The sequence below is a fragment of the Rhodospirillaceae bacterium genome, assembly GCA_002746255.1.
Lineage (GTDB): Bacteria > Pseudomonadota > Alphaproteobacteria.
Genome location: NVWO01000005.1, coordinates 23,452 through 40,256, shown reverse-complemented (window position 1 = coordinate 40,256; position 16,805 = coordinate 23,452). Strand labels below are relative to the sequence as shown.

15 protein-coding genes and 1 other RNA gene are annotated in these 16,805 nt (G+C 61.8%); all 16 read right to left on the bottom strand.

Features of this window, described 5'->3' with window-relative positions; translation table 11 throughout:
* Positions 1-14 precede the first annotated feature (14 nt).
* The 16 genes from COA65_04610 to COA65_04535 all read right to left on the bottom strand — a co-directional run bounded on the left by COA65_04610 (position 15) and on the right by COA65_04535 (position 16,794).
* Complete coding sequence (locus COA65_04610; protein PCJ60117.1) at positions 15-872, bottom strand: cell division protein FtsQ; 858 nt, start codon at positions 870-872, stop codon at positions 15-17.
* Positions 860-1,786 (bottom strand): D-alanine--D-alanine ligase, encoded by a 927-nt coding sequence (locus COA65_04605; protein PCJ60116.1) that lies wholly within the window; start codon positions 1,784-1,786, stop codon positions 860-862. Before COA65_04605 ends, COA65_04610 begins: the two co-directional genes overlap by 13 nt.
* On the bottom strand, positions 1,783-2,757 hold the full coding sequence (locus COA65_04600) for a UDP-N-acetylenolpyruvoylglucosamine reductase (protein ID PCJ60115.1): 975 nt from the start codon (positions 2,755-2,757) through the stop codon (positions 1,783-1,785). Before COA65_04600 ends, COA65_04605 begins: the two co-directional genes overlap by 4 nt.
* Positions 2,754-4,184 carry a UDP-N-acetylmuramate--L-alanine ligase gene (locus COA65_04595; protein PCJ60114.1) on the bottom strand — a complete coding sequence of 477 codons (1,431 nt, stop codon included), beginning with the start codon at positions 4,182-4,184 and terminating at the stop codon, positions 2,754-2,756. The genes COA65_04600 and COA65_04595 overlap by 4 nt, the downstream gene beginning before the upstream one ends.
* Complete coding sequence (murG, locus tag COA65_04590; protein ID PCJ60113.1) at positions 4,181-5,326, bottom strand: undecaprenyldiphospho-muramoylpentapeptide beta-N-acetylglucosaminyltransferase; 1,146 nt, start codon at positions 5,324-5,326, stop codon at positions 4,181-4,183. Before murG ends, COA65_04595 begins: the two co-directional genes overlap by 4 nt.
* Complete coding sequence (gene ftsW / locus COA65_04585; GenBank protein ID PCJ60112.1) at positions 5,326-6,450, bottom strand: putative lipid II flippase FtsW; 1,125 nt, start codon at positions 6,448-6,450, stop codon at positions 5,326-5,328. Before ftsW ends, murG begins: the two co-directional genes overlap by 1 nt.
* Positions 6,447-7,856, bottom strand: a complete 1,410-nt coding sequence (locus COA65_04580; protein ID PCJ60111.1) for a UDP-N-acetylmuramoyl-L-alanine--D-glutamate ligase — start codon at positions 7,854-7,856, stop codon at positions 6,447-6,449. The genes ftsW and COA65_04580 overlap by 4 nt, the downstream gene beginning before the upstream one ends.
* A 4-nt stretch (positions 7,857-7,860) precedes the next feature.
* Complete coding sequence (locus COA65_04575) at positions 7,861-8,949, bottom strand: phospho-N-acetylmuramoyl-pentapeptide-transferase (protein PCJ60110.1); 1,089 nt, start codon at positions 8,947-8,949, stop codon at positions 7,861-7,863.
* Between the two features lie 11 nt (positions 8,950-8,960).
* Positions 8,961-10,388 carry a UDP-N-acetylmuramoylalanyl-D-glutamyl-2, 6-diaminopimelate--D-alanyl-D-alanine ligase gene (locus tag COA65_04570; protein ID PCJ60109.1) on the bottom strand — a complete coding sequence of 476 codons (1,428 nt, stop codon included), beginning with the start codon at positions 10,386-10,388 and terminating at the stop codon, positions 8,961-8,963.
* Positions 10,385-11,875 carry a UDP-N-acetylmuramoyl-L-alanyl-D-glutamate--2,6-diaminopimelate ligase gene (locus COA65_04565; GenBank protein ID PCJ60108.1) on the bottom strand — a complete coding sequence of 497 codons (1,491 nt, stop codon included), beginning with the start codon at positions 11,873-11,875 and terminating at the stop codon, positions 10,385-10,387. The genes COA65_04570 and COA65_04565 overlap by 4 nt, the downstream gene beginning before the upstream one ends.
* Entirely contained in the window at positions 11,862-13,571 is a 1,710-nt protein-coding gene (locus tag COA65_04560) for a penicillin-binding protein (protein PCJ60107.1), read from the bottom strand. Before COA65_04560 ends, COA65_04565 begins: the two co-directional genes overlap by 14 nt.
* Positions 13,568-13,858, bottom strand: coding sequence for a hypothetical protein (locus tag COA65_04555; GenBank protein PCJ60106.1), 291 nt, complete (start codon positions 13,856-13,858; stop codon positions 13,568-13,570). The genes COA65_04560 and COA65_04555 overlap by 4 nt, the downstream gene beginning before the upstream one ends.
* Positions 13,855-14,856, bottom strand: coding sequence for a 16S rRNA (cytosine(1402)-N(4))-methyltransferase (locus COA65_04550; GenBank protein PCJ60105.1), 1,002 nt, complete (start codon positions 14,854-14,856; stop codon positions 13,855-13,857). The genes COA65_04555 and COA65_04550 overlap by 4 nt, the downstream gene beginning before the upstream one ends.
* A 2-nt stretch (positions 14,857-14,858) precedes the next feature.
* Positions 14,859-15,329 carry a transcriptional regulator MraZ gene (locus COA65_04545; GenBank protein ID PCJ60104.1) on the bottom strand — a complete coding sequence of 157 codons (471 nt, stop codon included), beginning with the start codon at positions 15,327-15,329 and terminating at the stop codon, positions 14,859-14,861.
* A 327-nt stretch (positions 15,330-15,656) separates the two neighbouring features.
* Positions 15,657-16,029, bottom strand: an RNA gene (gene rnpB / locus COA65_04540) — RNase P RNA component class A.
* Positions 16,030-16,062: 33 nt separating this feature from the next.
* Positions 16,063-16,794 carry an N-acetylmuramoyl-L-alanine amidase gene (locus COA65_04535; GenBank protein ID PCJ60103.1) on the bottom strand — a complete coding sequence of 244 codons (732 nt, stop codon included), beginning with the start codon at positions 16,792-16,794 and terminating at the stop codon, positions 16,063-16,065.
* Positions 16,795-16,805: the final 11 nt, after the last annotated feature.

Here is a 16,805-nt window from a genome sequence, read left to right as displayed (position 1 = left end):
CGTTCCTGGTGCTCTTAGGTTTCGCGTTCTGGCCGGTGGCCCGGCTTTGTCTTTATTTGTGGGATGCGGACGACAAGCCGCCCTTCAAGGCGAAGATCAACCACCGTCACCTTATGTTGCGTGATGCCTTCAAGGCGTTCGTATTCACTAAGCGTTGCCCAGGCGGTAGCGAGGCCTTCTTCCGGCAGATAGATTTCGACGCCGTTTTTCAGGCGCAGATTCCATCGCCGCCGGCCGATCAGCGTCGCGGTGGCGACCCGGGCGGCAAGTTCGGGTTCGCGCCCAAGCGTTGCGAACAAGGCCTGCGCCTTTTTCGGTGCCGAACCGCCAATCACGACCGGCAGTGTCCGGAACCGCGCCAGCTTGCCGCGCTGGATGACAACGCCTTCCACATCGATAAGCGCAAGCTTGCCGTTGCTCTGCCAAAGGGCCAGGGGCTCGCGCTCGGTCAGGTGAAGGCGAATGCGATCCGGCAGATGCCGCTCGACGGCGGCCGTCTGCACCCAGGGCAGGGCTTCAAGGGCGGCCTGCGCCTTGGCCGGGTCAAGGGAGAGGATCGGGTCGCCGGCCTGCACGCCAAGGGCGTCTAGGATCGTCTTTCGGCGCGTCTCGGCGTAGCCCTCGATTTCAATTTTCCGAACGATAAGGCCGCTGGCAATGCTTTTTTCCACGGCCCAGGACGCAAGCTCGGCGCGCGCTGTCATGGCCCATCCCGACCACCAGGCCCAGCCGAAACCCAGCAGGACGCCGAAAAGCATGGTGGTGAGAAAAAGACCCAGCGTGCGCCTTCGGTCGGGTCGCCGCGTCCGGCGGCGTTTGCGCGGTGCTGCTTTCTTCTTCCCCGGAAGGAATTTGGCGGTCAGCTTTCGCATTGCGCGTCCTCCACCATCCAGGTGACGAGTTCCGGGAATGCGATGCCGGCATGGGCGGCGATCTCTGGAACGAGAGAAAGCGTTGTCAGGCCGGGCTGGGTGTTGACTTCAAGGACGTAGAATTTTCCAGGCTCGCCATGGCTGTCGTCGTAACGCAGATCGGCCCGGGTCACGCCTTTGCAGCCAAGGGCGCAATGGGCGCGCAGGCCAAGCTGCAGCGCTTCTTCATAGGCCTCGGGCGCGATGGGTGCGGGCATGGCGTGCTCGGCCCGGTCTTCTGTGTATTTTGCCGCGTAATCGTAAAAGCCTTCCCGGGGGCGGATCTCGATCGCACCAAGGGCGGCGTCCCCCATAACGGCGACACAGATTTCACGGCCGGGAATGTAACGTTCGACCAGCACGTCCTTGCCAAAGGCCCAATCCGGTCCACAGCCGGGGGCGTCTGCCTTTGCCAGGACCAGGCGGACGCCGACGCTGGAGCCTTCGTTGAGCGGTTTCAGCACATAGGGCGGTTCCATCGGATGGGCCGCTTGCACGGCCTTGCAGGGAAAGACGCCGCCATCGGGATGGGGAATGCCGGCTTCGGCAAACAGACGCCGCGTCATCGGCTTGTCCATTGCGATGGCCGAGGCAAGAACGCCGGAATGGGTGTAGGGCAGGCCGAGGCCTTCAAGAAGGCCCTGGATGCCGCCGTCCTCGCCAAAGCGTCCATGGAGCGCGTTAAAGACAACGTCCGGCTTTGGGTCGAGCTGGTCGAGCAAGGCGCGCATGTCGCGGGTGACGTCGATGCGTTGGACGCGGCAGCCGCTTTGGGTCAGCGCGTTGGCGACGGCCGCGCCGCTTGCAAGGGAGACGTCGCGTTCGGCGGACCATCCGCCCATCAGGACGGCGATTGTTTTCGCCTTTTTCGTCATGGCGCGCCTCCGGACTTGGCCTGGGGCTGCCCTTGCAGGGGGCCCCCTTGCAGGGGGTTGCCGACGCGGCGGATTTCCCATTCCAGCCAGACGCCGCTTTTCGCAAAAACACGGCGGCGAATTTCTTCGCCGAGGGCTTCGATGTCGGCGGCGTTCGCCGTGCCGGTGTTGATCAGGAAGTTGCAATGTTTTTCAGACACCATCGCGCCGCCAATCTTCAGGCCGCGGCAACCGGCTGCGGCGATCAGCTCCCAGGCTTTTGCGCCGGGCGGGTTGGCAAATGTGCTGCCGCCGGTGCGTGTGCGGATCGGCTGAGTTTCCTCCCGGGTGTCGGCAATTTCGGCAATGCGCCGCGCGATGGCCTCGCGGTCGCCCTTTTCGCCCTTGAGAGTCGCGCCGATAAAAATCCAGTCTTCTGGCACGGCGCACTGGCGATAGGTAAAGCCAAGATCGTCTGGGGAAAGCGGGTGGCGTTCGCCGTCTGGGTCCAGCGCTTCGGCCGTCTCGACGCAGGTTTTCATCTCGTGCTGATAGGCACCGGCGTTCATGCGCAAGCTGCCGCCAAGGGTGCCGGGAATGCCGCTCAGGAATTCAAGGCCGGTGAGGCCGGCGTCGCGGCTGGCCATGGCGATGGCGCGATCCAATGCCCCGGCCCCGGCGTGAAGGGTCGTGCCGTCAACCGTGATATCGGCAAAGGCGCGGCCCAGCCGGATGACGACACCGGCGATGCCGCCATCGCGAACCAGAAGGTTGGAACCAAGCCCAAGCACCGTCACAGCGATATCGGCGGGCTTTCCTTTCAGGAAATCGGCAAGGTCCGCGACATCGGCGGGCTGGAACAGAATTTCCGCTTTGCCGCCGACCCGGAACCAGGTCATGGCGCCCAGCGCCACCGCCTTTTGATAGCTACCGCGCACGGTGGGCAGGCGATCGCAAAGCCGTTCGGTGTTTTTCCGATCCGCCGCTATCATTGCCTAGCCTCCAGCGGTTTTCCTTCAATTCGGGCCAGCGCGTCCGGCAGCGCCTGGGCCCAGGCCGTGATGTCGCCGGCGCCCAGGCAGATGACGTAGTCGCCTTCTTCGGCGATGTCGTAAATGCGTCTGGCAAGGCTTTCCGGCCTTTCAAGGGGCAACGCGTTTGCGTGGCCCTGGGCGCGCAAGCCTTTGAGAATGGCGTCCCGGTCGATGCCGTTGATCGGCGTTTCGCCCGCACCATAGATGTCGGACACGATGACGGTGTCGGCGTCGCCAAAGGCCGCGCAGAAATCCTCGAAAAGACTTTGCACCCGGCTGTAACGGTGCGGCTGGAAGACGGCGATGACCTTGCCCGTCGCGATGGCGCGGGCACCGCTCAGCACGGCAGCAATTTCAACGGGGTGGTGCCCGTAATCGTCGATGATGGTGATGCCGTTCACGCAGCCAAGGTTGGTAAAGCGCCGTCGCACGCCGCCAAACTCGGCCAGCGCCTTGCGCAGGACGGGCTCGGAAATTTGCATTTCCTGGGCGATGGTGACCATGGCTAGCGCATTTTTTACGTTGTGCAGCCCCGGCATCGGCAGTTGCAAGCCTTCGATGACCGTGTCCGGATCGCCGCCGCGCCCCTTGATGCGGGCATCGAAATAGGTTGCCGTTGGCGTGATGCGGACATTAAGGCCCTGAATCTCCGCTTTGGGGCTGACCCCATAGGTCACCAGCCGACGGTCCGAGATGCGCGGCAGCATGGCGGCAACTTCCGGGTCGTCGATGCAGAGAACCGAAAAGCCGTAAAACGGAATGTTTTCGACGAATTGCACGAAGGCGTTCTTTAGCTCGGCAAAGGAGCCGTAGAAATCGAGATGCTCGCGATCGATGTTTGTGACGACGGCAATTGTGGCCGGCAATTTGATAAAGGTGCCGTCTGATTCATCCGCCTCGACAACCATCCATTCGCCTTCGCCAAGATGGGCGTTCGTGCCATAGGCGTTGATGATGCCGCCATTGATGACGGTCGGGTCCATGTCGGCGGCCTCAAGAAGGGCGGCGATCAGGGAGGTCGTCGTTGTCTTCCCGTGGGAGCCGCCAACGGCGATCGCCGATTTAAGATGCATCAGCTCAGCCAGCATTTCGGCGCGGCGAACGATTGGGATATGCCGTTTTCTGGCCGCCATCACTTCGGGGTTGCTTTCCTTGATAGCGGAGGAAAGAACGACGACCTCGACGCCCTCAAGATTCTTGTCGGCCTGTCCGATGGCGACGGCAATGCCAAGCTTGCGCAAGCGAAGGACGTTCGCATTTTCGTTCAAATCGCTTCCCTGTACGCGATAGCCGAGGTTGTGGAGGATTTCCGCAATCCCGCTCATGCCGATGCCGCCGATGCCGACGAAGTGAATGGGGCCGGTGGGAAGGGTCAGGGTGTTCATGCCGTCACACCTTGCGTTGCATGGGTCGGCGTTCCACTCGTGTTGGGCAGGCATTTGCAAACGGCTTCGGCAAGCCGCTCTGCCGCGTCAGCGCGGCGAAGGGCATGGGCGCTTGTGGCCGCCTTGTTGAGGAGCACCGGCAGTTCCAGGAAGGATGTGATCCGTGCGGCAAGGGCGTCCGGCGTGAAGAAGGGTTCCGGCATCAGCCAGGCGCCGCCCGCCTCCTCCAGGGCGTGGGCGTTCGCCGTCTGGTGGTCGTCCGTGGCGGTGGGATAAGGCACCAGAATGGCGGGTCTGCCCGCGGCGGTCAGTTCAGCAACCGTCGAGGCACCCGCCCGGGAAATAACCAGATGGGCCTTTGCGAAGCGTTCCGGGACGTCATCGAAAAAGGACGCAATTTCGGCCTTGATCCCAAGGGCCTTGTACTCTGCGTCAACGGCCTCAAGGTCTTCCGGGCGGCATTGCTGGGTGATGCGAAGGCGTCGCCGTGTTTCCGGGGCAAGCGCCGCCATGGCATTTGGCACGACGTTGGCAAAGACGTGAGTGCCCTGGCTGCCGCCAAGGATCAGCACGACGAAGGGGTCGCCCAGTCCAAGCGGTGGGTAGGGCCGTTCGCAAACCGTATGGAAGGCCTCGCGCACGGGGTTGCCGGTCAGAAGAATTTTTGCTTCGTCCATTGACCGCAGATGGCGGGTGATCGGAAAGGACGTGGCAATGGTTGTGACGCGTGGTGCCAGCAGGCGATTGGCGCGGCCCATGACGGCGTTCTGTTCATGGAGGATGGTCGGCACGCCCAGATGGCTTGCGGCCAGCATCACGGGCACCGACGCATAGCTGCCGAACCCGATGACGGCCTGGGGCCGCAATCGGCGCAGCAGGCGGCGGGCCTGCAAATACCCCCACGCCATTTCAAAGCCGGCCTTGAAAAGTTTCACCACGCTTCGCCCAGCCATGGGCGCGGCGTGAATTTGGTGACGTTCGAGGTTGCGCAGCGCGCCGGGATAGGCGTGGCCGCGCCGGTCCGTTGCCAGCGCCAGCCGCACACCACGGCGCGTCAGCGCGTCGGCAAGGGCTTCTGCGGGAAAGACGTGGCCGCCGGTGCCGCCCGTTGTCAACAGGACAAGATTGCGCGCCTCTGCCATCACAGTTTCTCCCGGGAGTGGCTGTGCCGCCGGGTGAAGGAAAGAACAAGGCCCATCGTGAAAGCCAGCGCGACAAGCGACGACCCGCCGTAGGAAATAAAGGGCAGGGTCATGCCTTTCGTTGGGATCAGGTTAAGCGTCGATGCCAAATTGATGAACGCCTGAAGCGAAAATTGCGTCAGCAGGCCGGTGACGGCAAGAAGAAGAAACAGGCTCTCTTCCTGCAGCATCCGGCTCAGGCCGCGCAGGAAGATGAAGGCGAACAGGCTGACAATCAGCAGGCAGGCGAACAGGCCAAACTCCTCGCCAATGACGGCGAAGACGAAATCCGCATGGGCATCGGGGATCGTTTCCTTGATGTGGCCTTCGCCCGGGCCGCGGCCAAACAGGCCGCCATTTCCAAACGCTTCCATGGCGCGCGACACCTGATAGCCGCTGGTGGAACTTGGGTCGAAGAAGCTGTCGATGCGAAGCGCCACATGGGGAAAGACAAAATAGGCGCCGATCAATCCGGAGATGGCGAGCAGGAAAAGCAGGCCGGCCAAAAGCAGCGGCAGGCCGGAAAGGAAGAGCTGGGTGCACCAGGTGACGAGAACGACGATGGCCATGCCGATGTCGGGCTGGGCAAGCAGAAGAAGAAGGACGATTCCGCAAAGTGCGATGGAAATTTTGCGCCCGGAAAACTCATGGTTCATTTGATGTTCGGCAAACATCCATGCGGCCAGCACGGCAAAGCTTGGCTTGATGAATTCCGATGGTTGCAGGGAAAATCCGGCGATCGTGATCCATCGCCGGGCACCTTTGACCTCGGTGCCGATAAAGAGGACCAGCACAAGCAGGATCATGGAAACAAGAAAAACGAAAATGGCCAGACGTCGTGCATCTTTGGGCGTCATCAGCGAGACGAAGAAAACCGTGCCCAGCGCCAATGGCAGGAAGATAAGATGGCGGCGGACGAAATAAAGGGGCTCGACGCCGATGCGTTCGGCAACCGATGGGCTTGCGGCCAATGCGACAAGCACGCCGATGCCTATCAACAGCGCGATGGCCGCCAGCGTCCAGCGGTCCACTGTCCACCACCAGCGGCTTAACACGCTCGTATCTGCGCGCGCAAAGCTTGTCATGAAACGATGCCTCCACTTGTCGGCAGGATCGCTTTTGCGCCAGGAAGTTCGAGGGCGGCGGCCCGAAAGGCGTCCCCTCGTTCCTCAAAATTTTTCCATTGGTCGTAAGAGGCGGCGGCGGGTGAAAGCAGCACGACCGCCCCTTTCTCGCCAGCGGCCTGGGCCATGTTGTGGGCGTCGCGCAAGGCCGTCGCCAGATCGCCAGAGCGTGTAAAGGGAACGTTGCTGTCCAGGGTTTTGGCGAAGCTGTCCATGGCCTCGCCGATCAGGAAGGCGTGGCGAATGCGCGGAAAGCAGGGGGCAAGTGCGTCGATGCCGTCTGCCTTTGGCCGTCCGCCGACAATCCAGTAAATGGCGTCATGGGAGGTTAGCGCGGTTGCTGCGGCGGTCGCGTTCGTTGCCTTGCTGTCGTTCATATATTGGACGCCGTTTACGATGGCGACCGGCTCCTGACGGTGAGGCAGGCCGATGAAACTTGCCAGGGCTTTTGCCGCAGGCGCGGGGGCCACGCCAAGGGTTCGGACCGCTGCCCAGGCTGCGGCGGCGTTTTGCCAGTTATGGGCGCCGGGAAGCGCTGCCAGGCCGCGCAAATCGACCGGCGGCACGTCTTCGCCCAGCCGTTCCGTAAGCGTGCCGGCGCGCGCGCTCACGCCCTTGTCGAGATTGCTGTGTGCCGAAATCGGTATGAGCTGTGCAACCTTGCCGGTGATGGCGTCCAGGATTTTCCGGCTGTGGGAATCGTCGATGCCAACAATGGCCGTGCCGTCGTTGCGAAGCAGGTCGAAGATGCGCCGTTTCACCGCGATATAGCCTTCAAGGCCGCCGTGGCGTTCAAGATGGTCCGGCGTAATGTTCAAAAGCACGGCAATTTTAAGAAAGGGGGCGGGGCAGAGGTCGATCTGGAAGGAGGAAAGCTCAAGCACATAAATGCCTTCCGGTCCCAGGGGGGGGAGGGCCAGCGCCGGTGTTCCAAGATTGCCGCCAAGGGCCACCCGATAGCCGGCCTCTTTCAGCAGGTGACCGATCAGGGCCGTCGTCGTCGATTTGCCGTTCGTGCCGGTGATGCCGACATAGCGTGCTTCCGGTTGCGTGCGCGCCAAAAGTTCGATGTCGCCCAAAATGTCGCAGCGCGCGGCGCGCGCCTTGTAGATAACCGGATGGGGTTTGGGATGGGTCAGCGGAATGCCGGGGCCGGGGATCACGGCATCGACGTTTTTCCAGTTGATCGCGTCCGGGTCGGTGACGGGAAAGCCTTCCTGCAGGGCGAGCGCACGTGCTTCAGCGTTGTCGTCCCAGACAAGAACGGCGGCGCCCCCCTTGCGCAGGGCAATCGCCGTGGCAAGACCGGAACGTCCAAGTCCCAATACCATCACGGCGCGATCTTTGTAGGCGATGACTTCAATCATGGCGTTACCGCAGCTTCAGGGTGGACAGGCCGATGAGGGCCAGCACCGAGGCGATGATCCAAAAGCGAATGACAATGGTTGGTTCCGACCACCCTTTCTTTTCGAAATGGTGATGCAGCGGTGCCATCCTGAAGACGCGTTTCCCGGTCAGCTTGAAGGAAGCGACCTGCACGATGACAGAAACGGTCTCCAGCACGAACAGGCCGCCGATGAGGGCCAGCACCAGTTCGTGCTTTGTTACAACGCTGATGGCGCCCAGCGCCGCGCCGACGGAAAGCGATCCGGTGTCGCCCATGAAGACCATGGCGGGCGGCGTGTTGAACCATAAAAAGCCCAGGGACGCGCCCAGCAAGGCGCCGCAAAGGACGGCCAGTTCGCCAGCACCCGGAACGGCGTGAAGTTGCAGATAGCCGGCAAAAACGGCGTTGCCGACAAGGTAGGTGATCAGCGCAAAACAGGCCGTGGCGATCATCACCGGGACGATGGCCAGGCCGTCCAGCCCGTCCGTCAGATTTACGGCGTTCGAGGTGCCAACGACGACGAACATGGCAAAGGGGATAAAGAACCAGCCGAGATTGAGCAGCGTGTCTTTCAGGAAGGGCACGGCCAGGCCCGTGGCAAGGGGCTCGGGCGTGTTTGCCATGATGGCATAGATGCCCACGCCGGCAACCACCAGTTGGGCAAGAAACTTTGCCTTTGCCGGCATGCCGTGGGATGTCCGGCGGCGAACTTTCAGGAAATCGTCGAGAAACCCGATGACGCCGAAGCCGGTCGTTATTCCAAGGACTGCCCAAATGTAATTGTTCGTCAGGTCCGCCCACAGCAGCGTTGAAACCAGCAACCCAAGCAGAATAAGAAAGCCGCCCATCGTCGGGGTGCCGGCCTTTTCGAGAATGTGGCTTTCCGGCCCGTCTTTGCGGATCGGCTGGCCTTCCTTCTGGCGGCGTTTCAGCCAGCGGATAAGGCTTGGCCCGAAAACGAAGCTGATCAGCAACGCCGTCATGATGGCCCCGCCGGTCCGGAAGGTCAGGTAGCGAAACAGGTTAAGGATCGGCAGTTGATCCGAGAGCGGGTACAGAAAATTGAAAAGCATGTTGCCGCTCCTTAGTGGCCGTTGGCTGCGTTTGCCATGCCGGAATCGGCTTGGCGCAGGGCGGCAACGATGTGGTTCATGTTCATGGCCCGCGAGCCTTTGACGGCAACAACATCGCTGCCATGAAGTTCTTCCAGAAGCGTAGGTATGAGCGCTTCGGCGCTGTTCGCATGGCCGCCGCGCATGTGAGGCGGCATCTCGCGGTCGAGATTTTTCATCAATTCGCCGACCGTGAAGACGAGGTCAATTTCGTGACGAAGCAGATCGCCGGCCAGTTCGGCATGCATGCGGGGTGCGAATTTTCCAAGTTCCAGCATGTCGCCGAGGATGGCGATGCGTCGGCCAACCGGACCCGCCGGGGTTGCGGCCAGGGTGTCGAAGGTGGCGCGCATGGATGCCGGGTTGGCGTTGTAGCTTTCATCAATAATCTCGATTTTGCCGCTTGGGATGACGCCATGAACCCGTCGGCCTCGCCCCGCCGGTGCCGTAAGGCCCGCCAGTTTTGCCGCCGCCTTTTTTACATCGGCGCCTACGGCGTCGACGGCGCCCAGCACGGCGAGGCTGTTTGTGACCCAATGGCGGCCCGGTGCGCCCAGGCGGTAGTGAATTTCATGGCCGCCGATTTCGGCGACGACGTTGCTGGAAAGCGCATGGCAGGTGCAGTTGATCAGGCGAAGCTGAGCTTCGGGGTGTTCGCCAAAGCCAAGGATGCGCGTGATGCCTTGGGCCTTGGCGGCGGCAGCCAGACGCGAAAAATAGGGGTTGTCGCGATTCAGAATAACGATGCCGTCCGCGTCCATGCCTTCGAATATTTCGGCCTTCGTATCGGCAATCTCGGCGACGGAATCAAAATGGGCCATGTGCACGGCTTCGACATTTGTGATGATGCCGATCTTCGGGCGCACGAGTTTGGCAAGCGGGCGAATTTCGCCGGGGTGGTTCATGCCCAGTTCGAAGACGCCGTAATCGGCTTCGCGCGGCAAACGCGCAAGGCTCAAGGGCACGCCATATTCGTTGTTGAAATTGCCCTGGGTCGCCAGCACGTTGCCGCTTTCAGACAAGGCCAGGCGCAAGGCTTCTTTCGTGCCGGTCTTGCCGACACTTCCGGTGACGGCGATGATTTGTGCGCGCGCGCGCTCGCGCGCGGTCCGGGCAAGGGCTTCAAGGGCGTGAAACGAATTTGCAACGATCAGAAGCGGCGCTTGCTTTAAAGGATCCTTCGGCGGGCTTTCGACAATGGCGGCTGCCGCGCCGTGGGCGAAGGCTTCGCGGACAAAGGCGTGACCATCAAAATTCGGCCCGGAAATAGCAACGAAAAGATCCCCCGGTTTCAGATGGCGGCTGTCCATTGAAACGCCGTTTGCTTCCCAGGCGGCTGTGCCGGTGCCGTCGGTTGCGGCTTCGGCCTCACGCGATGTCCACAAGGGTTTGCGCGTCATTTCGGCGTGTCTCCTGTCGCGCTTATGGCGTTGCGGGCGATGTCGCGGTCGTCGAAGGGCAGGGTTTCGGCGTTGACGATTTGGCCCTGCTCATGGCCTTTGCCGGCGATCAGCAAGACGTCGCCCGCGCCTAGGCTTTCGATGGCCGCATGGATGGCCAGGCGGCGGTCGGGGATTTCTTTCCCTTTGCGCGACGCAATTAGAATGTCCTGGCGGATGGCGCTGGCGTCCTCGTTTCTGGGGTTGTCGTCGGTGACGAAGACGGCATCGGCAAGGGCATCGGCCACCGCGCCCATTTCCGGGCGTTTGCCCCGGTCCCGGTTGCCGCCGCAGCCGAAAAGAACGACCAGGCGGCCCGCTGCGTAGGGGCGCAGCGCGCGCAATGCGTTCGCCAGTGCGTCCGGCGTATGGGCATAATCCACATGAATTTGCGCGCCATTGGCAAGCCGGCCGATTGTTTCCATACGTCCGGGGATGGGGCGAAGCTTTGGCAGAATTGCCAGCGCGTTGGCCATGTCCGCGCCGGCGGCGTGAACAAGGCCAAGGGCGGCCAAGGCGTTTTTCGCCTGGAAGGCACCGACAAGGGGCAGGTGAAAGCGCGTCTTTTTGCCGAGAATTTCGCAGGCAACGTCCTGGCCATCGGCGACGGGTCTGCTTTCAAGCAGGCGAAGCGCGTCGCCTTTTTCGCCATAGCTGAAAATGCGAACGCCGCGCTGGACGCAGATGGCCTGAACGCTGTCAAAGGCGGCATCGTCGGCGTTGAGAACGGCGGTGCCGTTTTCGTCCAGCAATTCCGAAAACAGGCGAAGCTTGGCGGCAAGATAGGCTTCGAGCGAACCGTGGTAATCGAGGTGATCGCGTGAAAATGTCGTAAAGACGGCAATGCTTACACGCACGCCGTCCAGGCGGAACTGTTCCAGGCCGTGGCTTGAGGCTTCCATCGCCAGGTGATCGATTTTTTGCGTGGCGAGTTCGGCCAGCAGCTTGTGCAGCCTTACAGGATCGGGGGTTGTGAGCGGGCTGGCTTGCGCGCCGGTGTCGGACGCAAGCGGCGGTTCAAGGCCAAGGGTGCCGAGGCTTGCCGCGCGCACGCCAAGATGCTCCCAAATCTGGCGCGCAAAGCCGACGACGGAACTTTTGCCGTTCGTGCCGGTGACAGCGGCGATCTGGCGCGGTTGCGCGCCACAGAAATGCGCGGCGATCATGGCGAAGGCCTTGCGAGCATTTTCTGCGGGAAGAAATTCCGCCCCACTGTCTGGAAAGGCCGTTTTTAATGCCGGCGCGCCAAGGATGGCGACGGCGCCCTGGCGAAGCGCCTGGGGAACAAACCGCGCGCCGTCCGTTTGTGCGCCGGGAAGGGCGGCGAACAAAAAGCCGGGTTCGACGTTGCGGGAATCAGCTGTAATCCCGGTAATTTCCACGTTCTTTCCTGTTGTCGCAAACATCAAAGCCATTTCTTCGTCGCGTAAGAGATCAGAAAGACGCAAGCTTCTGTCCCCGGTCGTTTATTTCAATGAACATCCGTTGTTTGATTGCGGGCGCGTTTTCGTCGATGGGCGCAACCCCGACAAGGGGCGCCATCCGCGTGACAATGCGACTGACAAGGGGTGCGGCAACCCAGCCGCCGGTGGCATAGCCAAAACTCTTTTTGTCGCCTTTCGGCTCGTCCAGCATGACGAAGACGGCATAGCGCGGAGCGTGCATTGGAAAGGCGCCGATGAAAGAGGCACGCAGCGATTTGCGCGCGTACCCCTTGGCGGAAATTTTCTCGGCCGTGCCGGTTTTGCCGCCAACGAGATAGCCTTTGGCCGCCGCGTTGCGGCCCGTTCCCTTGGCGACAACCAGGCGTAGAAGCCGGCGCATCCTTTCGGACGTTTCCGGCGAGAAAACGCGCCTGCCTTCTTTCGCCGCGTCTTGCGCCGCTGTCGCGTTCGGCTGATGCAGCATCGTGGCGGGCAGGGCGATACCGCCATTGGCGACTGTTGCGACGGCGCTGGTCAATTGCAGGGGGCTTACGGCAAGGCCGTGGCCATAGGCAATCGTCATCAGATTGATTTCACGCCACCGCTTCGGGCTAAGCGGCGTGCCAATCTCTGGCAACTCGATGTCGGCCTGGTTCAGCAGCCCAAGCTTTGCAAGATAGGCCCGTTGGCGATCGGTGCCGACGTCCATGGCCATTTTTGCGGCACCAATGTTCGACGAATACATCAGAATTTCCGGCATCGACAACCAGCGGTTTTTTGGTTTGAAATCGCGAATGAGAAAGCGCGCGACGCGGATCGGTTTCGACGCGTCATAGATGCTTTGAATGGTTGCCGTGCCGCTTTCAAGGGCCATCGCCGCCGTAAAAATTTTAAACGTCGAACCCATTTCGTAGATGCCAAGCGTCGCCCGGTTGAACAGGGCGTTCGGCGAAGCCGCGCCAGGTCGGTTCGGATCGAAATCGGGCAGCGAGACAAGGCCAAGCACTTCGCCATTTGTTACGTCCATGACAACGCCGATGCCGGCGATGGCCTGAAAACGCTGCATCGCGCCGGCAATCTCATCGGCCAGAATGTGCTGGACGCGAATGTCGAGAGAAAGCCGCAACGGGCCGCTGCCGTTTCGTAAAACCTCGTCGAAAGATTTTTCGATTCCGGCAAGGCCGCGATTGTCGACGCCGGTAAACCCGACAACATGGGCGGCCAGGTGGCCATGGGGATAGGCCCGGCGCTCTTCATGCTGGAAATAAAGGCCGGGAATGCCAAGGGCGTTGACGGCGTATTGCTGGCGCGGCGTCAGGTGGCGGCGAATCCAGATGAAACGGCGATTGGACGTCAGCAGGGTGAAGGTTGCGGCGCGGTTCAGGCCGGGCAGCAGGCGGGCAAGACGCTGCGCCGCCTGTCTCGGGTTCTGCACCTTCTTGGGGTCGGCGTAAAGGGATGCCGTGCGCAAATTGGTTGCCAGAATTTCGCCATTGCGATCGAGAATATCGGCGCGTTCCGTTTGCCAGACAACGGGCAAATTGGCATCGGCCAGTCGCGGCTCATGGCCTTCGCGAAGCGCCATCACATCGACAAGCCGCACACCAACGGCCAGGAAGGCAAGCATCGCCAGCGCGCCCATCAGAACAAGGCGCGTGCGGCCGGTTTCAATCGCCCGGCGGTGGGCGCGATCGGTTTGCTGGCGGGGCTGGCGGTTCATTTGCCGGCCTCCAGATGCGCAGCCAGCGCGTCCGGCGTGCCAATGCGTGTCGCGCTCACCGTTCGAAGGTCAAGATAGCGCGTGCTTAAACTGTGAATGCGTTCGGGCCGGCTCAACAGGGCCCATTCTGCCCGCAACACATGGAGTTCCCCCTGGCCGTTGAGGATTTCCCGGTTAAGGGCGGCAAGCTCGCCTTCCAGGGATTGCACCTCGTATTTCGCGAAGAAAAGGCCGAAGCAGATGACAGCGGTCAGCAGCAGCCAGAGGGAAATGAGCGGGCCCTTCATGGGGACGCCTCCCAAGGCGCGGCGGTCGTGCGCATCGCAGCGCGCAGGCGCGCCGAACGCGCCCGTGGATTGGCGGCAATCTCGGCCGGGCCTGGGCGCACCACCCGGCGGTGCAGCAGGGCAAAACTTGGCGCCTGTGCCGCTTCCGGCTTCATGGGCAGATGGCGCGAGGCGCGCGCGGCTTGCGCGCTGCGCAGGCGCAGAAACGTTTTGACGATGCGGTCTTCCAGGGAATGAAAGGCGACGACGACGATTCGCGCCGAGGGCTTCAGCAGGCTTTCTGCGGCGTTTAAGGCCCGTTCGATTTCGCCAAGCTCGTCATTGACGTAAATACGCAACGCCTGGAAGGTGCGCGTCGCCGGGTTGATCCCGTCCTTGCCCTTCCGCACAACACTGGCGACGATGTCGCTAAGCTCGTGGGTGCGCGTAATCGGTTTTTCTGCCCGCCTTTCGACAATGCGACGCGCGATATGCCGCGAGCGGCGTTCGTCGCCATATTTAAAGAAAATCGTCGCGAGGGTTTTTTCGTCTTCGGTGTTGACGACGTCGGCGGCAGACAGGCCGGCCTTTTCCATGCGCATGTCCAGCGGCCCGTCCTGGCGGAAGGAAAATCCGCGTTCGGGGCTGTCGATCTGCATCGAGGAAACGCCGAAATCCAGCGCGATGCCGTCCACCTGGTGGACGCCGTTTTGCGCCAGCAGCGCAACCATGTCGCTAAAGCGGCCTTCGACAAGGTGAAGCCGCTTCGGATAAAGGCGTGCCAGCGCCGCGCCGCCTTCGATGGCTTCGGGATCGCGGTCAATGGCCCAGACTGTGCAGTCCGCCGCCTTTAAAATTGCCTGGGTATAGCCACCGGCGCCAAAGGTGCCGTCCACATAGGTTGCGCCATCCACCGGGTTCAGCGCATCGAGCACTTCTTTTAGAAGGACGGGGCGATGACCGGCTTGGCTTTGGGTTTCTTGTTGTTGCGCTTCCTGGTGCCGCGTCCGGGGGGTCATGGCTAATCGCCTCCCGGTCCGTCCGAGGGGCCAAGGCGCAGCGTCGTGCCGCGCTCCAGCGCCCGTTTCCGGGCCGACATCTGATGGGCCTCAAACGCCTTCGGTTCCCATATCTGGAAGGTCGCGCCACGCCCGACAAAGGCGGCCTGGCCCTGAAGATTTGCGTAGTCGGTAAATTCGGGGGGCAGCAGGATGCGCCCTTCGCTGTCGAAGGGAAGGGGGCGCGAATCCGCAAAAATCGTCGCAGCCAGATCGTCCTGAGCGTCAGAGAAAAGATCCAGCGCATCCAGGCTGGTGCTCAGGCGTTCCATGCGGTCGATCGAAAACGCCTCAATCGTCTTCATCCGATACGAACGAAAGGCGACGATGCCATGAAAGCTTTGGCCGCCAATGGCGGCACGAAAAGAGGCCGGCACCGACACACGGCCCTTCTTGTCGATTTTGTTCGTGTAGGTCGAAAGAAACAGCGCCATTCCGGCCCCCGATCGCCGATTTCTTCGATCCGCCAGGAACCTGGGCCCAAAAACCCTGGGCAATGCGATGGTCCCGGCCTTGTCCGAATTGGGCGCTACTGCCCAATTTGGGACATTATGGGATATCATGGGTTTTTATGGGTGTCAACGACGCGGGGAAGTAAAACCTTCGTTCAAAAGGAGAATTTCGAACGACACGAAAAATAGCGAAAGACTTCCATCGACGCTTTTTGGGCCTTTTCCGGTGCGATTACTAGATGAGGCCCGAAAAACGTTAAGATAAGAACATAACGGGAACAAATCTATCTTTCGCTTTTCTTGGAGAAAAATGCCAGATGGCCTGTAAGCCGGGTTCTGTCCCTGTTTTCACAGGGGATGACCATTCCTCTGGGACGCCGGTTGCCCGACGCCTCTAGCGACCGACCCGGGCAGCGATGCGGAAACGCACCTGCCTTGCGGCGTTGCCGCCCCTATTTGGTCTTGCTCCCGGTGGGGTTTACCCTGCCATCTCCGTTACCGGAGACGCGGTGCGCTCTTACCGCACCCTTTCACCCTTACCGGTGGAAACCCACCGGCGGTCTACTCTCTGCGGCACTTTCCCTAGGGTCGCCCCCGCCGGACGTTATCCGGCACCGTGTTTCCGTGGAGCCCGGACTTTCCTCTCGGCGCTTGCGCGCCAAGCGGCCATCCGGCCATCTGGCTCCTCTTTAGCTAGGCTTTGGGCGGGCTTTGGTCAAGCCTCCCCTTCGAGAAGGGCGCGCAGCCGGGCCACCGTTTCGCCATCCGCCACGCCGTCGATGCGTGCGGGGCGAAAGTGCCGCTGAAAGGCCGCGATGACTTTTTCCGTTGCTGCGTCCGCCTGGCCGGTGAGCGGCACCGCGTAGCCGATTTGGTGAAGCATGGTCTGTACCTTGCCAATGGGCGGCGGCGGTTGGGTGTTCTCCGGCCGTTGGTTGTTCAGCCGTTGGTTGTCCGGCCAGCGCCCGATGCCGGCGCGCGCCAGGCGCTGCCAGTCGAAAAGCTCGCCGGGGTCTTCCTTGCGGTCCGGGGCGATGTCGGAATGGCCCAATACGCGGGCGGGCGCAATCGTGTGGCGCGCGAGGATGCCCAGAAGCAGGCCCTCCAGCGCGGCCATCTGGGCTTCGGGAAAGGGGCGATAGCCAAATTCATGGCCCGGATTGGCAATCTCGACACCGATCGAACGGTCGTTCAGGTTCTCGGCCCCTTGCCAGCAGGCCTTTCCCGCATGCCAGGCGCGCGCTTCTTCGGGCACCAGCGCCGTAATCTGGCCGGCCTCGTCGATCAAATAATGGGCGCTGACCCCGGCTTTGGGATCGCATAGGCGTGCAAGCGCCGCTTTTGCCGTTTTCATGCCGGTGTAGTGGAGAACAAGCGTATCGATGGCAACGCCTTGCGGGCGCGGCTCACAGTTCGGGGAGGGGTGCTCGAAAATTGTGACACCCATTTTAGCCTCCG

Bases quoted from the DNA above. Each gene is read 5' to 3' on its own strand.
- COA65_04570 (PCJ60109.1), bottom strand. From the start codon at position 10,388: ATGACGCGCAAACCCTTGTGGACATCGCGTGAGGCCGAAGCCGCAACC.
- COA65_04545 (PCJ60104.1), bottom strand. From the start codon at position 15,329: ATGGCGCTGTTTCTTTCGACCTACACGAACAAAATCGACAAGAAGGGC.
- COA65_04575 (PCJ60110.1), bottom strand. From the start codon at position 8,949: ATGCTTTTCAATTTTCTGTACCCGCTCTCGGATCAACTGCCGATCCTT.
- COA65_04605 (PCJ60116.1), bottom strand. From the start codon at position 1,786: ATGACGAAAAAGGCGAAAACAATCGCCGTCCTGATGGGCGGATGGTCC.
- COA65_04550 (PCJ60105.1), bottom strand. From the start codon at position 14,856: ATGACCCCCCGGACGCGGCACCAGGAAGCGCAACAACAAGAAACCCAA.
- COA65_04600 (PCJ60115.1), bottom strand. From the start codon at position 2,757: ATGATAGCGGCGGATCGGAAAAACACCGAACGGCTTTGCGATCGCCTG.
- COA65_04535 (PCJ60103.1), bottom strand. From the start codon at position 16,794: ATGGGTGTCACAATTTTCGAGCACCCCTCCCCGAACTGTGAGCCGCGC.
- murG (PCJ60113.1), bottom strand. From the start codon at position 5,326: ATGGCAGAGGCGCGCAATCTTGTCCTGTTGACAACGGGCGGCACCGGC.
- COA65_04610 (PCJ60117.1), bottom strand. From the start codon at position 872: ATGCGAAAGCTGACCGCCAAATTCCTTCCGGGGAAGAAGAAAGCAGCA.
- ftsW (PCJ60112.1), bottom strand. From the start codon at position 6,450: ATGACAAGCTTTGCGCGCGCAGATACGAGCGTGTTAAGCCGCTGGTGG.
- COA65_04595 (PCJ60114.1), bottom strand. From the start codon at position 4,184: ATGAACACCCTGACCCTTCCCACCGGCCCCATTCACTTCGTCGGCATC.
- COA65_04555 (PCJ60106.1), bottom strand. From the start codon at position 13,858: ATGAAGGGCCCGCTCATTTCCCTCTGGCTGCTGCTGACCGCTGTCATC.
- COA65_04580 (PCJ60111.1), bottom strand. From the start codon at position 7,856: ATGATTGAAGTCATCGCCTACAAAGATCGCGCCGTGATGGTATTGGGA.
- COA65_04560 (PCJ60107.1), bottom strand. From the start codon at position 13,571: ATGAACCGCCAGCCCCGCCAGCAAACCGATCGCGCCCACCGCCGGGCG.